Genomic DNA, 15,682 nt, shown 5'->3' with positions numbered 1-15,682 from the left:
CATTTCTCCTTACTAATTAATTTGTTAAATAGATGTCTCTTAACTTATTAATTTCCTTATCAGACAACCCAATAAATTGATGCAAAAAGTTATTGATATTGCCATATTCTTTTTTTATCTTATCCATTGCAGCATCAAAATATTTTTCATCGACACTATATAGATTGGTTAAATTATTTTTTAAAATATTATTCATCCCATATTTAGCATATTCGTTAATTTTTAATTGAATATATGGTTTCATTTGTTCTTTCGATATTAAGTAGTCTTTTTTTATGTCTTTTTCATTAACGCCAAGTGCAAATAATATAAAGGCAGCGGATAGACCAGTACGGTCCTTACCTTGAGCACAATGAAATAAAACAGAACTATTATCTTCATCATTCTTTAATAAAATATTGAATAATCTTCTAAATGCTATTTTTGCACTATCTTCAGTAACCATACTTTGATAAGACAAAATCATATTATTAATGCCTAAATCTGAATTATTACTATACTGTTTAGCATATTGTTCATCTGTTTTATCATGACCAGTATTGAAAACAGGATTAGAAATAAAATGAGTTTTGGGTAAAGTTTTGTCGGCAGCATTATTACGTTCTAGGTCTGAACGCAAATCAACATCATATTTAACCCCATATTCTGTTAGATATCTTTGATCAGTGTGGGATAATTCTGATAGTTCGCCTGAACGAATCAGTTTATTCCATTTGATTTTTCTACCATCTTTGGTAGGGTAACCACCTAATTCTCTAAAATTATAACCATTTTTAATGTCTAAAATTCTTTTGTTTTCCATTTTATCCCTCATTAATCGTGTTCATATTTATATTTAATTGTAAAAGAATTTTGATACTATTGAAAGTATATTGATATTTTAATAAAAGATTATTTTGTGGTAAGTTATAATATGTATTCTATTAATTAATAAGGAGATCATTTTATGAAATTTAAAAAACTAATTTCAATTTCATTAGTTACTGCTAGTTCATTGTTATGCATAGGTTTGGCAGAAAATAGTAATGTTTTAGCTAATGCTAATCACCATAAGCGAGTACATAAAGTAGTAAACAAGAAAAAGAGTATACATAAAAAGGCAAAGAAACATGCTTTTAAACCAGCCATTAATAAATGGTATAAAGGGACACCTAAACAAATTCGTGGTACTTGGTATCACAATGATTCTAATCCAAGATATAATGCTTATATAAAATATAATGCAAATCAAAGTGCTGGCAATTATTTTACTGATAATGTGGATGGTACTTTTACTCCCCAATTTGCTAAAGGTTTGTTCAATATTCATTACATGTACTCAGGCGGTCATCAATACAAGATTCGTGGAGTAGAATATTCCGGTACTGACGAAAATGGCAAGCCAGATAATCAACATCAATATTATGAATATAATGTAAATATTTATCCACATAAATTACACTATCAACTAGGTCATAACGTTAAAGATTATACTAGACATGCTAATTTTGATATTAAGCAAAATAATAGATAAATTGAAAGATGCACTCACTAATATGAGTGCATTTTTAAGTAAAATAATTGTATTTATTCACTTATCCTTATATATTGTATAAGGAGGGTGATAAATTGAATATTTTAGTTGCTGCACCAAATACCAATTTTGATATTGATAAAATTAAGGATAATTTCAAAGAAAATGATAATTTTGATAATGATAATATCTATTATGAAGATCAATCGTTATCTCAAAATGTCTTAGATAGTATTGATATTTTAGTTGGTTATAATAAAAAGATTTTAGATAAAATTTTAACTAGTGACAATGCTCAATTAAAATGGATTCAAGCTTTATCTGCAGGCGTTGATTATTATCCATTAGATCAACTGAAAGATAAAGATATTTATTTAACCACAGTTAGTGGTATTCATGCAGAACCAATCTCTGAAACTGTTATTGGGATGATTTTAGGAAATTACCGTGATATTAATGAAGCTGCACGTAAAAGATCATGGTATCAACCATCTACAATGCCTAAGATGATTAATGGTAAAAAAGCAGTTGTATTTGGAACTGGTCATATTGGTGGTAGAACCGCTGAGTTGTTAGATGCTTTTGGATCTGAAACTATTGGTGTTAATCATAGTGGCCATCCAGCTAAAGGATTTGCACAAACTGTTAGTATGGACGATATCATGACTGACAATCGTGTTTTAAATGCTGATATTATTATTAATGCACTTCCTTTAAGTGATAGTACTTTCCATTACTATAATGAAAAGTTTTTCAATGCTTTGAATAACCAACCAATGTTTATTAGTATAGGGCGTGGACCAAGCACCGTTACTGCAGATTTAGTTAATGCTTTATATGATCAAAATTTGGGGGCAGCTGCATTGGATGTTACTGATCCTGAACCGTTACCTGATGATAGTCCATTATGGAAGATGGATAATGTTTTAATTACTTCACATATTTCAGGATTACATGCAGAATACATGGATGAATCATTAGCTATCTTAGATGAAAATATGCAAGCCTTTAATTCTTATGGCAAACCAAATAAAAATTTAGTGAACCTTGTTGCAGGTTACTAAAAAAGAAGTTGCCGTTGAGCAACTTCTTTTTTAGTCTTTAATTTCCTGTGTAATATTATTTTTATCTTTTTTGAAAAGATGAACTACTAATCCAATAAATAGTCCAACAATAGCTGGAACTACCCAGTCCATCCCGATAGATGCTAATGGAAGATAGCTTTGTTGAAAACTAGTTACTGCATTGCCAAATACACTTTGAGAAATAACTGGTGGAAATGATGAAATCATATCCATTAATGCAGGAACGGCTGTAAATAATACAACAAATAGATAAACAATTAGATCATGCTTAAATAATGGTGAAAATACAGATAATAAGATTAATACCATTGCGAATGGATATAAGAACATCAACATAGGAGTAGACCATTGAATAATGGTATCTAATCCAAAGTTTGCGGTTGTAAATGATGCTAAACACATTAAGCTTAACCATTGTCGATAACTCAAAAATGAAAAATGTTTATGAAAATCTTGAGCAAATGCAGCTACCAAACCCATTGCAGTAGTTAAACAGGTTAATGTTAATAGGGTAGCTAATAATGCATGTCCAATATTTCCCATATAATAACCCATTAATTGATTAAAAGCAGTGCCACCATCGGCAGAACCTTTGAATTTATTTAAAGTAGTAGCGCCTAACCATACTAAAACAACATAGATAGCAGCTACTAAACCTTCAGCAATTAGGCCAGCTTTAGCAGTGACCTTAGCATTACTTAATGGATTAGTTTTACCTAATTGATTAACGGCAGTCACAACAGTAACGCCGAACGCTAAACCAGCAAGCGCATCCATCGTGTTATATCCTTGTAAGAATCCATTGAAGAATGATCCATTTTTGTAAGCTGCAGTGGCAGCTTGAGTGGATGCATTGCCCATAGGATGAAGGAATCCTAATAAAAAGACTGCAAATAGTAATAACAAGAAAATTGGGTTTAATAATTTACCAATGCTTTTCATGATGCTAGATTCTTTATATGAAAGTAAAAATGCAGTCAAGAAGAATAAAAATGAAAATATCAATAATCCTAAATGACCATACTTAGTAGGTAATAGTGGTTGTACTCCAACACTAAATGGAACAGTTGCAGTTCTGGGAGTACCAAATAAAGGACCGATGGTAGCATGAATTAATACCATAAATACTAGTGCAAAGGCTCCACCTAATGGTTTTCCGATATCATAAACGCCTTTGGAATGAGTAACACTAATTGCAAGGACTGATAATAGAGGCAAAACAACTGCTGTACATAAAAAGCCAAGCATTGCTAACCACCAGTTAGCCCCGGATAGTTGTCCCAAATGTAATGGGAAAATTAAATTTCCAGCACCAAAAAATAGGGCAAATAATAATGAACTAACAACTAAGTATTGTTTTAAAGATAATGGTTTCTTGTTTAAGTCTTCCATGAATAAAATCCTCCGGTATGTTTAAAAATATGTTAATTATTAATTGAATCACTATGTGTAAAATCTGAATCGGACTATCCAAAACCATCATCTCCTTTTTAATATGTATAAATGAGTAAATAAAAAACGCCCTTAATCCATTGCTGGACTAAGGGCGTCATTAGTGACACGGTACCACCTTACATTTGTAGATCTAATAAAATAGTTCTACCTCTCCACGTACAATCATACGTTGACACTGTAAGGGGTGTACCCCATGTACTTTAATCCACTCGTTTAAGTACATTGCTCGAAAGGGATTTTCACAATTAGATTAATGCTTCTTTGCACCTAACGAAGCTCGCTTCAAAAATCATCCTTGTTACTCAGCTTTCTCATCGCAATTGATTTATTTATAAAATATCATAAGATTTTAATTTCAAATTGTCAAATGTTATTTTTAGCTGGTGTTTTTATTTAAAATAGATATAATTCTCGTGTTATAATAAACATATGCTTTTAAACGAGACAAGTTAATTTATTTTTATCAAATTTTCGGCTCTCGCCAAAAGGAGAATTTTGTATGAAGATTGACAATTATGTACCAAAGAATAAACGTAAAGAAGTTTCAGATAAACGTATTAAAAACCTAAAACTCATGAGTAAAGTTGCAATTTTGACTTCTTCGCTAATGTATATTGCATATATTCCAGAAATTATGCAAAATCTTTCAGGCAATCCAGTTAGTCCAATTCAACCATTTGTAGCTACGATTAATGCTACTTTATGGACGTTGTATGGTTGGTTCAAGACTTATCGTGATTGGCCACTAGTTATTTCTAATGTACCTGGTGTTATTTTTGGACTAGTTACTTTGATAACTATTTTCATTCACTAATAATAAAAATAATTTTCCAAAGCAGACGATTTTTTCGTCTGCTTTACTTTTTTATATATTATAATATTATTATTGAGTAAGAAAGGAGCAGCTACATGAGCAAAAAAGGTAAAATTACATTTTTGTTATTTATAATATCGATTCTTTACGCCGTATTTTTTATGCATCCAACGTTATGGCGAGATGAAAGCTTTACAATGGCATTAGTAAAACATAGTTATTCTGATATTATTAACCTTGATTCAATGGATGTGCACCCACCATTTTATTACATAGTTTTAAAATCATATTTGATTATCACTACTTTTTGGACTAATTCACTTTTTATTAAAGTAATTTTTGCCCGTACCTTATCATATATAATTACACTACTTTCTTTTATTGTTTTAGGAAAAACAGCTAAATCACTAAATGCCACTGGTGGGAATGCACTTCAATGGACAGGATTATTTTTAGCACCTAGTATTATGCATTATGCGACACAAGTTAGAATGTATGCATTAGCAGCATTATTACTAGCATTGTTGTTGAATCAATTACAACATTATGATAATTCGCATAAACCAGGACATATTATTTTGGCAGTTATTTTTGCATCATTGGCTTCATATACACATTATTTTGCGGCAGTTTCAGCAGGATGGCTATTGGTTTTATATTTTGTTAAGTTTGTTTTTCAAAAATATGATACGCATTCGCTGAAGATATCAATTGGTCTGTTTGTCGGGATGTTTGTTCCATGGGGAATTGTTGCATACTTTCAAGTGCAATCAGTAGCCAAAAATTATTGGATTCCACCAATGAATTGGGAAACTGTTTTAACAGATCTAGTTGATTTATTTACTGATTTAAATACACAAAAAAATTTTGATTTATGGGCTGCAATTGGGTTTATGGTTTTATGTATCTATCCGATTATTTGGAGTTATCGTAAAATGCCTAAAAAATTTAATTTATTGTTTTCCTTTGTAATGGCTGATTTTATGTTCACTGCAATTACCGGACTATTGGTTTCATTTTTATTTAGACCTATTTATTTAGCTAGATATGGTTATCCAATTTACTTTGTTTTTATTTTCTTTATCGTAGTTATTATTGGACATATGTTATCTAGTAGTTGGCAACATGTTATTAGCCATATTTTAAACTATATATATGGATTCTTGTTATCAATTTTAATTGCTATGAACGTGGGATTAGCATTGCAAAGTCAAATCGTAAATTATGACCTTCGCACTTTTAATCTTATGGAATCAGTTGATGGTTATAAAGATATTCCTCATGATATTATTAACATTAATCCTAATCAAAGTACGAATGCAATTGCTCAAAAGATTGTTTATATCGACTCAATTAATAAAAAAGCTAAAATTAAAGACTTTGAAATTAGGCATTTATTTGGTAATGATAATCGAAAATTATTCCATGGTACTTTTGATAATGTTGAAATGGATAGTGTGAAGTAAGATTGATGAATAATTTTTCATCAATCTTTTTTAGCTACTAATATGTTTTTACATATTATGATATAATAACTCAGTTATTATTGTTATACATTTGAATTGAATTTAAGAAAAGAGGTTTTTTCACTCTATGAGTGATTCTAGTCAGCCGATTTGGCGAAGAAATTTATTAGTATTGTGGTTTGCGACATTTATTGCGGGAACGGGATTCAGTGAAGTAATTCCATTCTTGTCATTATATGTTAGTGAGCTTGGAAAATTCTCACATGGGGCCTTATCCATGGTTAGTGGGCTAGTGTATGCTGCAACTTTTATTGTAGTAGCAGTCACTGCACCGATGTGGGGACGCTTTGCTGATCGGCACGGACGAAAAAGATTGTTATTGCAGACGACTGTTGGTTCTGCAATTGCAATTACTTTAATGGGATTAGTTACCAACGCTTGGGAATTAGTCGCATTAAGAGCAGCACAAGGCTTTTTTGCAGGCGTTATTCCCAATGCAACGGCACTAGTTGCGGCTGAAACCCCTAAGAAAAAAGAGGGTTATGCATTAGGCATTATTACGACTGGTTATGTTGGAGGTAATCTATTAGGCCCTATTTTGGGTGGCTTTTTAGCCGGCTTGTTTTCCATTCGAGTAACTTTCTTTATCACTGGTGGATTATTATTCTTATCATTCTTGCTTAGCTTTTTTATGGTTAAAGAAACTTTTAAACCGGATCCTAATAAAATAAAAAAGCAAACTTCATTATTTGATATTCACTTTCTAAGGGAATTTCCTAATCCTAAATTGACGGCCTGGTTATTAGTTTCTACTATTATCGTACAGGCAGGATTATATTCAATTTATCCAGTTATTAGTTTATTTGTAAAAGAATTAATGAATAATCATGGGCCAATTACCGTAGTAGCCGGGGTTATTTCTTCACTTCCAGGTATTGCTATGCTAATTGCTTCACCATTTTGGGGACGCTTAGGTGATCGGATTGGCTCAAATAAAATTTTGATTTATGGATTTATTTTCTCTATTATTTTTTATTTACCACAGGGATTTTTTACTAGTGTAATTGTGCTAGGAATTTTAAGGTTCTTAGTTGGGATTTCAAACGCAGCAATTTATCCAATTATTCAAACATTGTTAGCTAAAAAGACACCTGCTGGGTCTACTGGGATGGTATTTAGCTTGAATCAAGCTGCACAAGCCATTGGGGCAGTGGTAGGTTCAATGATGGGTGGATTTATTTCTAATCTGTTTGATTATAGTGGAGTCTTTGTTTTTACCGCGTTATTATTAGTAGTGAACTTAATTCTTTTGGAATGGCGAGTACCTGAAATTAGGAAAAATAAGTAACTGAATAAGGAGATCTATAAAATGCGTCGACATAATGAACATATTATTGAGCTGGCAGATAGTAATTTATCTAAAGATGATTTGACTCAATTAGCGATTAATTTTGATAAATCAGCAATTAAAAAGATGATTCTACAAACACAAATCAACGATGATAATTTATATGTAGCTAAGTTTGATAGTGAAAATGGTTATAACTTATTTAAAGTAACGCAAAGCTATAATGAATATTTAAATGATTTTATTGATGCATATTTGAAAAAAATTGATAGTGTTCGTGAAATTGCTAAAGTTCATTTTCATCAAGAAATGACTTTGGGTTATTGTATTGATGAATGCATTGCTTTGTTGCATCGTAAATTTGAAAATCATCAAGATGAGGGTTCAATGGTAACTGTTGATAAGAATGGTAAGTTAATTTAGATTGAAAAAGTAACAAAATCTTAATATGGATTTTGTTACTTTTTTCTTGCCTTTTATTTTAATAGTCGTTATGTTGGTAATTACACAGTAAATATAATAGGGGGTTATAATTTGGACGATAATTCATATTGGCGTAAAAACTTATGGATATTATTGTTTGGGACATTTTTAACTGGAGTGGCCTTTAGTGAAATTATTCCGTTTCAGCCATTATATATTGCGCAATTAGGCGATTTTAGTAAAAGTGAGTTAGCTATCTGGAGTGGTATTATTTATGCGGCACCATTTATTGTGGTTATCTTTACTTCAGCAATGTGGGGACGCTTTGCAGATCGCCATGGTCGTAAAAGGCTAGTCCTTCAGACATCTTTTGGTTCCGCCATTACCATATTCTTAATGGCATTTTGTACCAATATTTGGGAACTATTATTTTTAAAAGCCTTACAAGGTTTCTTTGATGGGGTTATTCCTAATTCTATTGCTTTAGTTGCGACCGGGACACCACGTAAAAATACTGGCTATGCCTTAAGTTGGTTATCGACAGGATATACTAGTGGATTTCTAGTTGGACCTATTTTTGGTGGCTTCTTAGTCCGCCTTGTCAGCATTCGAGTATCGTTTATGATAACTGGATTATTACTTTTTTCTTTCTTCCTATTAACATTTATTTTTGTAGAAGAATATTTCAAACCAGATCCTGCCAAGTTGAAAGAGAAGAAACAATCATTTATCAAAATTATCCAAGGATTTTCCAATCCCCATTTTGTAATTTGGATTTTGGTGATTTCAATTGCCTTACAAATTATGAATAATTCAATCAATCCACTAATTACTTTATATGTTAAAGAACTAATGGGGGGCAGTGGTGATATTTCAGTTGTTTCCGGTATTGTTGCTGCTATGCCTGGAATTGGTATGGTTATGGTATCCCCATTATTTGGTCGTTTTGGTGATAAACATGGGACTAATAAGGTATTAACTTTAGGTTTCTTATTAGCAATTCTATTCTTGTTCCCTCAAGGATTTGCTCCTAGTGTTCTGTTCTTTGGTTTCTTTAGATTCTTAACTGGAATTTCCAATGCGGCATTATTCCCATCAGTACAAACCTTATTAGCTAAAGGGACACCAGCTAGTTCAACTGGAATGGCTTTTAGTTTAAATCAGGGTGCACAGGCAATAGGAATCTGTATTGGATCAATTTTAGGAAGTGTTGTCTCCTCAATTTGGGATTACAATGCTGTCTTTTATGTAAGTGCATTAGTTGTTTTAATTACTTTTATTTTAATGAAATGGAAAGTCCCAGAGTTACGAAATAGCTATGAATTTGATGAATAGATGGTTGTTCTTGATGAATAATCATCTTTTTTATTTATGATGTTATAATTATTTGTAAAAGTTATCATTAGGGGATGTAAAAAATTTATTTTATAAAAAAGTATAAAAATATTATATGTATAATAATTATTTTATTCATTTTAATGTTATATATGAAATTAACACTGGCTAAGGATGAAATATTTACATTAACTTTAGTTCATAGTAGTTATTTGGACATTATTAGAACTGATGCGTTGGATGTGCATCCACCATTATATTACATAATAATAAAGTTTGTTTTTAGTTGTTTATTATTTTATAAGCACACTTTATTAAGTGAAATCATTGTAGGAAGATTATTCTCTATATTATGTGCACTACTTTCTTTCATTTATATTAGAATGATTTCAAAAATGCTTGGTATTAAAATTGCTTGGATTTATCAATTAATATTAATGATATTGTTACCTAATGTTTTGGGATTGTTTAATTATAATGTTCATCAACCTATGGATTTACAACCAATCATTAATATTAGAATGTATTCATTAGCAGCTTTATTTTTAGTGATGGGCTTTTATTATCTAATTATTTTTCATCAATCAAAACAAGTTTCAAAGCTAACATTTTCAGTAATATTATTTGAACTTTCCGCATACTCGCATTATTTTACCGCTATGATGGCTGGTTTATTCTTGCTTTGCTATTTTGTTTGGTCTTTATATAAACACGATTACGATAATGGAATGAAATATTTTTTAAGCGGAATTATATATCTTATTCTCTATATTCCTTGGATATTATATGGAATTAGAAAACAGATAGTTCATGCTTCACAAGGATTTTGGATTAGTCGGCACTTTTTATTACAGAATTTTCTAGAAATTGCTTTTTTTGCAATATTATTTATTATTCCATTTTATTGGATGCTCAAAGATCCTAAAATTAAAGAAAAAAGTAGTTTAGTGATTTTATTTATGGTTAATTTTTTAACTGTTTTATTATCTAGTTTGATGTCAATATACTCAACACCAATGTTGTTATTAAGATATATGTATCCTTCATTATTAATCTATGAATTAATATGTTTTTCTTATTTTTTTTATTCTTATGAATATAGATCAAATAAGGTTAGTTATAAATTATTGCTAATTGTTTTCTTTATTTTTATCCCTTTATTATCATTAAAATCTATTCATTATGAAGTATTTAATCGAATTCCAGTATCTTATTCTCTATACAATCAATTTTCTGCAATTAAGCAGCATAAGAATAAATCAGTTAATATTAATAATAAAAATATTAATTTTTTTACTGAGAATGTTATGTACGCTGTCTCAAATAATAAGAAAGTTAAGTCTAAATATAAAGTCTTTAAGAGATTACCTTACAGTTATAATTATGTTTGGAAAAGGGTATATTTATACATGAATTCAAGAATAAATTAAAAGATTGCTTAAAAGCAATCTTTTTTTATGAGTCAAATTAATTGTGTTTTATTTCACAATGTATATAATTATATGCATCAAGTTAATTATTGATAAATTTAATTATGAGGTAATGAATATGAAAATCATTGTAGTTGGTTGTACTCATGCTGGAACTTTTGCAGTTAAGGAAACTTTGAAAAACAATCCACAAGCTGAAGTAACTGTTTATGAAAGAAATGATAATATTTCATTTCTTTCATGTGGAATTGCATTGTATTTAGATGGTAAAGTAAAAGATCCTAACGGTTTATTTTATTCTAATCCTAAAGAATTATCTGACTTAGGAGCAGATATTCAAATGTCACACAATGTTAAATCCATTGATCCAGAAACTAAAACCATTGTTGTTGAAAAATTAACTGATGGTTCGACTAAGACAGACCACTATGACAAGTTAGTAATGACAACAGGTTCTAGACCGGTTTTGCCACCAATTGAAGGCAGAAATAATAAGCATGTTTATTTCTGTAAGAATTGGCACGATGCACAAATCCTATTTGAAAAAGCTAAAACCACTAAACGCATTGCGGTAGTAGGTGGAGGCTACATTGGTGCGGAGTTAGCTGAAGCCTTTTCTAATCACGGTCATGAAACTACTTTAATCGACACTAATGATCGAGTGATGTCTAAGTATTTTGATCGAGAATTCACTGATGTAATTGAACAACAATATCAAGCTCACGATGTGAATTTGGAATTAAATCAACGTGTAGAAAAATTTGAAGAAAATGATGAACTAATTCTTACTACTAATCAAAAGGAAATTCATACCGATATGGCAATTCTATGTGTTGGATTTTTACCTAATACTGAATTATTAAAGGATAAAGTTGATATGTTACCTAATGGGGCATTATTAACTAATGAATATATGCAAACCTCTGATCCTAATATTTTTGGTGCCGGTGATAGTGTTGCTGTCCATTACAATCCAACAGATACAAATGAATATATTCCATTAGCCACTAATGCGGTTCGTCAAGGAATGCTAGTGGGGGAAAATATTAATCAACCTACGGCTAAATATATGGGGACACAATCATCTTCAGGATTACAATTATATGATTACTCGATTGTATCGACTGGAATGACGGTGGCAATGGCCGAAAGTAAAGGAATTGATGTCCATTCAGTTGTCATCGAAGATAATTATCGCCCTGAATTTATGCCTACGACCAAACCAGTCTTAATGTCCTTAGTTTATGATCCTAATACTCGCCGTATTCTTGGGGGCTCACTAATGAGCAAGTATGATATCTCTCAATCAGCTAATACTTTGTCAGTATGTATTCAAAACCGAAATACAATCGATGATTTAGCAATGGTAGATATGCTATTCCAACCCAATTTTGATCGGCCATTTAATTATTTGAATCTTTTAGGTCAAGCTGCTCAAGAAAAAGAAACTAAATAAAATATTGCATAAAAATAGATAACTCAAAAATGAGTTATCTATTTTTATTTATTCAATTTTATTATCAAAATCGTTATTTTTATCTCTTAATTCAGCTACTTGTGCTTTAGCACGATTATGCATTCCATAAGCAAAGTACACAACCATACCTATGATGAACCAAATCAAAGCATATAACTTAGCATCAGCATCTAATCCCCAGAATACCCATAACGAAGCTAGAAAACCAAGTGCTGGCATAACAGGGAAAAATGGCATTTTAAATCCAGGCATATTGATATCCTTACCTTCACGTTTTCTTAACGGATAAATTCCGATTGAAACAAACATGAAAGCAATTAAAGTTCCAGCTGAAATTAATTGTGATAGGAAATTAAATGTTAGAAAAGCCCCAATCAAGACTGAAATTACTGTAATGGTTAAAATTGCATTAACGGGTAATTTATGTTTATCACTAACTTTACCTAAGAACTTAGGTAACATCCCATCACGACCAAATGAATAGAGCAATCTAGAACCTGCCATCATCATTCCAATTAAGGCAGTGAACATTCCGACAACTGCTACAATTTGAACTCCGGAAGCTACATATGGATGGCCACTTTGACGTAGTGCCCAACCAACTGGTTCAGCATTGTTAGCATAGTTAGTGTATTTAAACATTCCAACTAGAACTAGCGATACAGCTACGAATAAAGTAACTGCAATTACTAAAGAACCGATGATACCACGAGGCATCGTTTTTTGTGGATTTTTAGCTTCAGCAGAATTTGCCGCAATTGAATCAAAACCAATATACGATAAGAAAATTACTGAAACCCCAGCATAAATACCACCAAAGCCACCGAATGCAGTTCCATCTGGATTAGTACGAGGTGCAGGAACAAATGGAATATAGTTTTGAATATGAATTGCGAATAATCCTACAAAGATAAATACTAAAATAGCTAAAACTTTTAAAATTACTAAAATATTTTCAATTTTTGATGTTTTATTATCACCACGAGTAATTAAAAAGGCAACAATTAAAATAATCACAACGGTACAAATATCAATAAATCCGCCGGGAGCACTAATTGGGTTAGATAATGCGGTTGGAATATTAATTCCCAATGGGGCAATTAATCCTCTAAAATTAGCTGATAATCCAGCTGCCACAAATGCAACGGCAATAAAGTATTCTGCTAATAGGGCCCAACCAGCGACCCAGCCCCAAAATTCGCCAAAAATAACATTGATCCATGAATAAGCAGAGCCAGCAAATGGCATTGCTGAAGCCATTTCAGCATAGCCTAAGGCAACTAATCCAGCTACAATTGCGGCTAATAAGAACGATATTGTAACTGCAGGGCCAGCGTTATTAGCTGCAACCACACCAGGTAAAGTGAAGATTGCAGTTGATACAATGGTTCCAACTCCTAAAGCCAAAAAATCTTTAGTAGTCATTGATCGAATCATTTTAGAATCTTTTTGTTCATAAACACTAGGATCTTCTTTTCGATTCATTCTTTTGAAAAGATTTCCCATAAGCATTACCTCTTTCTTAGTTGTAAAAACAACTTTTTATTAAAAAATGATTAGAAATTACTTAGAATTCTAATTAAATATATTATCTATGTCAAGTAAAGATTGGCCAATAATCACTATTGTATCATGAAAATAGCCACCCTTAAATTTATAATTCAAGGGTGGCTACTAATTATTTTAATTATTTATTTTCTTTTTTATTAAATTTAGCAAAGTATAAAATTGTCATAAACCCTAGGAATACAACTCCTACGATTAATGGAATTCTAGTATCATCATTAAAGAACATGAATACTAGTGTAATTGCTAACATTGCTAAAGTTAAATAGTTTGAAAAAGGTGCAAATGGCATTTTGAATGGGTGATTCTTGATACGTTCTGGATATAGTTTACGATATTTTAATTCAGAAACAATAATTACGAACCAAGGAACCATCCCGGGTAGTACAGAGGAACTGTACACATAAACGAAGATTTGACTAGCACCTTTATAGAAAAGTGGTAGGATTACGTTTAATAATACACCAAGTAAAATTCCAGTTGCGATTGAAATAACTGAAATGTATGGAACTCCATGTCTGTTCATCTTATTATAACGCTTTGGTAGTTGACCATTTTGTGCTAATAGATATGACATCCTGCTTGAGCTATAAATAGCTGAGTTAGAGCCTGATAGAGCTGCAGTTAGAACTACAAAGTTAATGATAGATGCAGCAAAACTAATGCCGACTCTTGAGAATGTTTCAACAAATGGAGAACCAATATTAACAATCTTATCCCATGGGTAAATTGCTAACATAACAAAAATAGAACCAATGTAGAAAATTAAAATTCTACCAATTGTATCTTGAATAGCCTTAACTAAAGTATGTTTAGGATCTTCAGCTTCACCAGCAGTAACCCCAATCAATTCAATACCTTGATATGAAGCAAATACAATTGATAAGGCAAAGAAGAATCCTTTAACACCACCTGTAAAGAAACCATGTGACCATAAATTAGAGATACCAGTAGGGCCAACTCCATTGAAACCTAATACAATCACAACAGCACCAACAACGATCATAGCAATAATAGTCACAACTTTAATTAATGCGAACCAATATTCTAATTCACCAAATGCACTAACCGAAATTAGGTTAGCAATACATAAGAAAATAATAGCAATAATGCCTGGAACCCACGATGGAATTCCTGGCCACCAAAATTGCATATATGTTCCAATTGCAATCATTTCAGATATACCAACAACAATCCATTGGAAAATATTACTCCAAGCGGTTAGATAACCAAAAATTGGATGCATATATTCTGTTGCAAATTGTGAAAATGAACCACTAATTGGATTATCATAAAGCATTTCACCAAGCGCTCTCATAATTAAATATAAGAAGATTCCAGCAATGCCATATGCTAATAATACAGAAGGACCAGTCCAAGCAATTGTTGACTTAGCACCCATAAACAAACCAACACCAATAGTTCCACCAAGGGCAATCATTTGCATATGTCTAGAACTAAGCTTTCTTTCTAATTCTTCTTCTTTCTTCTTTTCTGCCAATATTTTCACCATCCTATAAATATATTTATGTAGAAAAATCCCTAGTACACTATCTATTGTACTAGGGATTGGGTAACAATGTTACTAATAAATGTTTGAAAAATAAAATTTATTAATTATATATCATAAAATACTATCAAAGCGCTCCCTTGTATCTTGTCGATAAATTTTCATTGTTATTCCCCAGTAAGACTTAATTCTACTTTATATATAAATTTAGCATTAAGAAATATATTATATATAGCTTAATCTGTCAATTATTGTGTATT

General features: G+C 31.2%; 13 protein-coding genes and 1 other annotated feature. Of the genes, 9 read left to right on the top strand and 4 right to left on the bottom strand.

The features are described 5' to 3' along the window. Nucleotides 1–16: 16 nt before the first annotated feature. A complete protein-coding gene (locus C7N44_RS03735) occupies nucleotides 17–802 on the bottom strand; it encodes a tyrosine-protein phosphatase (protein ID WP_157945031.1) in 786 nt (261 codons plus the stop codon). Between the two features lie 144 nt (nucleotides 803–946). Between C7N44_RS03735 and C7N44_RS03730 the strand changes: the two genes are divergently transcribed. After that, entirely contained in the window at nucleotides 947–1,513 is a 567-nt protein-coding gene (locus C7N44_RS03730; RefSeq protein ID WP_105956556.1) for a hypothetical protein, read from the top strand. Nucleotides 1,514–1,608: 95 nt separating this feature from the next. Further along, nucleotides 1,609–2,577, top strand: a complete 969-nt coding sequence (locus C7N44_RS03725; protein ID WP_157945030.1) for an NAD(P)-dependent oxidoreductase — start codon at nucleotides 1,609–1,611, stop codon at nucleotides 2,575–2,577. A gap of 30 nt (nucleotides 2,578–2,607) precedes the next feature. On the opposite strand, the gene brnQ is transcribed toward C7N44_RS03725, so the two are convergent. Then, a complete protein-coding gene (gene brnQ / locus C7N44_RS03720) occupies nucleotides 2,608–3,990 on the bottom strand; it encodes a branched-chain amino acid transport system II carrier protein (RefSeq protein WP_167387284.1) in 1,383 nt (460 codons plus the stop codon). 147 nt (nucleotides 3,991–4,137) lie between these two features. Beyond that, nucleotides 4,138–4,377: a binding site (T-box leader), on the bottom strand. A gap of 175 nt (nucleotides 4,378–4,552) precedes the next feature. On the opposite strand from brnQ, the gene C7N44_RS03715 reads away from it, so the two are divergent. From C7N44_RS03715 to C7N44_RS03685, 7 genes are all read left to right on the top strand, one after another. Beyond that, a complete protein-coding gene (locus C7N44_RS03715) occupies nucleotides 4,553–4,867 on the top strand; it encodes a SemiSWEET family transporter (RefSeq protein WP_105956553.1) in 315 nt (104 codons plus the stop codon). Between the two features lie 95 nt (nucleotides 4,868–4,962). Next, entirely contained in the window at nucleotides 4,963–6,333 is a 1,371-nt protein-coding gene (locus C7N44_RS03710; RefSeq protein WP_105956552.1) for a hypothetical protein, read from the top strand. 127 nt (nucleotides 6,334–6,460) lie between these two features. Next, entirely contained in the window at nucleotides 6,461–7,681 is a 1,221-nt protein-coding gene (locus tag C7N44_RS03705; RefSeq protein WP_105956551.1) for an MFS transporter, read from the top strand. 21 nt (nucleotides 7,682–7,702) lie between these two features. Beyond that, nucleotides 7,703–8,104 carry a hypothetical protein gene (locus C7N44_RS03700; protein WP_105956550.1) on the top strand — a complete coding sequence of 134 codons (402 nt, stop codon included), beginning with the start codon at nucleotides 7,703–7,705 and terminating at the stop codon, nucleotides 8,102–8,104. Between the two features lie 111 nt (nucleotides 8,105–8,215). After that, complete coding sequence (locus tag C7N44_RS03695; protein ID WP_157945029.1) at nucleotides 8,216–9,439, top strand: MFS transporter; 1,224 nt, start codon at nucleotides 8,216–8,218, stop codon at nucleotides 9,437–9,439. A gap of 152 nt (nucleotides 9,440–9,591) precedes the next feature. Then, nucleotides 9,592–10,869 carry a glycosyltransferase family protein gene (locus C7N44_RS03690; protein WP_157945028.1) on the top strand — a complete coding sequence of 426 codons (1,278 nt, stop codon included), beginning with the start codon at nucleotides 9,592–9,594 and terminating at the stop codon, nucleotides 10,867–10,869. 118 nt (nucleotides 10,870–10,987) lie between these two features. After that, nucleotides 10,988–12,325, top strand: a complete 1,338-nt coding sequence (locus C7N44_RS03685) for an FAD-dependent oxidoreductase (protein WP_105956547.1) — start codon at nucleotides 10,988–10,990, stop codon at nucleotides 12,323–12,325. A 48-nt stretch (nucleotides 12,326–12,373) separates the two neighbouring features. On the opposite strand, the gene C7N44_RS03680 is transcribed toward C7N44_RS03685, so the two are convergent. Together C7N44_RS03680 and C7N44_RS03675 are read right to left on the bottom strand one after the other, a co-directional pair. Further along, nucleotides 12,374–13,852, bottom strand: a complete 1,479-nt coding sequence (locus tag C7N44_RS03680) for an APC family permease (RefSeq protein ID WP_105956546.1) — start codon at nucleotides 13,850–13,852, stop codon at nucleotides 12,374–12,376. 181 nt (nucleotides 13,853–14,033) lie between these two features. Then, the gene (locus C7N44_RS03675) at nucleotides 14,034–15,359 is read right to left on the bottom strand and encodes an amino acid permease (RefSeq protein ID WP_105956654.1); all 1,326 of its coding nucleotides are present in this window, start codon (nucleotides 15,357–15,359) and stop codon (nucleotides 14,034–14,036) included. Nucleotides 15,360–15,682: the final 323 nt, after the last annotated feature.

The sequence above is a fragment of the Apilactobacillus quenuiae genome, from assembly GCF_002994005.1.
Classification (GTDB): Bacteria; Bacillota; Bacilli; order Lactobacillales; family Lactobacillaceae; genus Apilactobacillus; species Apilactobacillus quenuiae.
This window is presented reverse-complemented; position numbering and strand designations above follow the sequence as displayed.

Bases quoted from the DNA above. Each gene is read 5' to 3' on its own strand.
- C7N44_RS03735 (WP_157945031.1), bottom strand. From the start codon at position 802: ATGGAAAACAAAAGAATTTTAGACATTAAAAATGGTTATAATTTTAGA.
- C7N44_RS03730 (WP_105956556.1), top strand. From the start codon at position 947: ATGAAATTTAAAAAACTAATTTCAATTTCATTAGTTACTGCTAGTTCA.
- brnQ (WP_167387284.1), bottom strand. From the start codon at position 3,990: ATGGAAGACTTAAACAAGAAACCATTATCTTTAAAACAATACTTAGTT.
- C7N44_RS03715 (WP_105956553.1), top strand. From the start codon at position 4,553: ATGAAGATTGACAATTATGTACCAAAGAATAAACGTAAAGAAGTTTCA.
- C7N44_RS03710 (WP_105956552.1), top strand. From the start codon at position 4,963: ATGAGCAAAAAAGGTAAAATTACATTTTTGTTATTTATAATATCGATT.
- C7N44_RS03705 (WP_105956551.1), top strand. From the start codon at position 6,461: ATGAGTGATTCTAGTCAGCCGATTTGGCGAAGAAATTTATTAGTATTG.
- C7N44_RS03700 (WP_105956550.1), top strand. From the start codon at position 7,703: ATGCGTCGACATAATGAACATATTATTGAGCTGGCAGATAGTAATTTA.
- C7N44_RS03690 (WP_157945028.1), top strand. From the start codon at position 9,592: ATGAAATTAACACTGGCTAAGGATGAAATATTTACATTAACTTTAGTT.
- C7N44_RS03685 (WP_105956547.1), top strand. From the start codon at position 10,988: ATGAAAATCATTGTAGTTGGTTGTACTCATGCTGGAACTTTTGCAGTT.
- C7N44_RS03680 (WP_105956546.1), bottom strand. From the start codon at position 13,852: ATGGGAAATCTTTTCAAAAGAATGAATCGAAAAGAAGATCCTAGTGTT.
- C7N44_RS03675 (WP_105956654.1), bottom strand. From the start codon at position 15,359: ATGCAAATGATTGCCCTTGGTGGAACTATTGGTGTTGGTTTGTTTATG.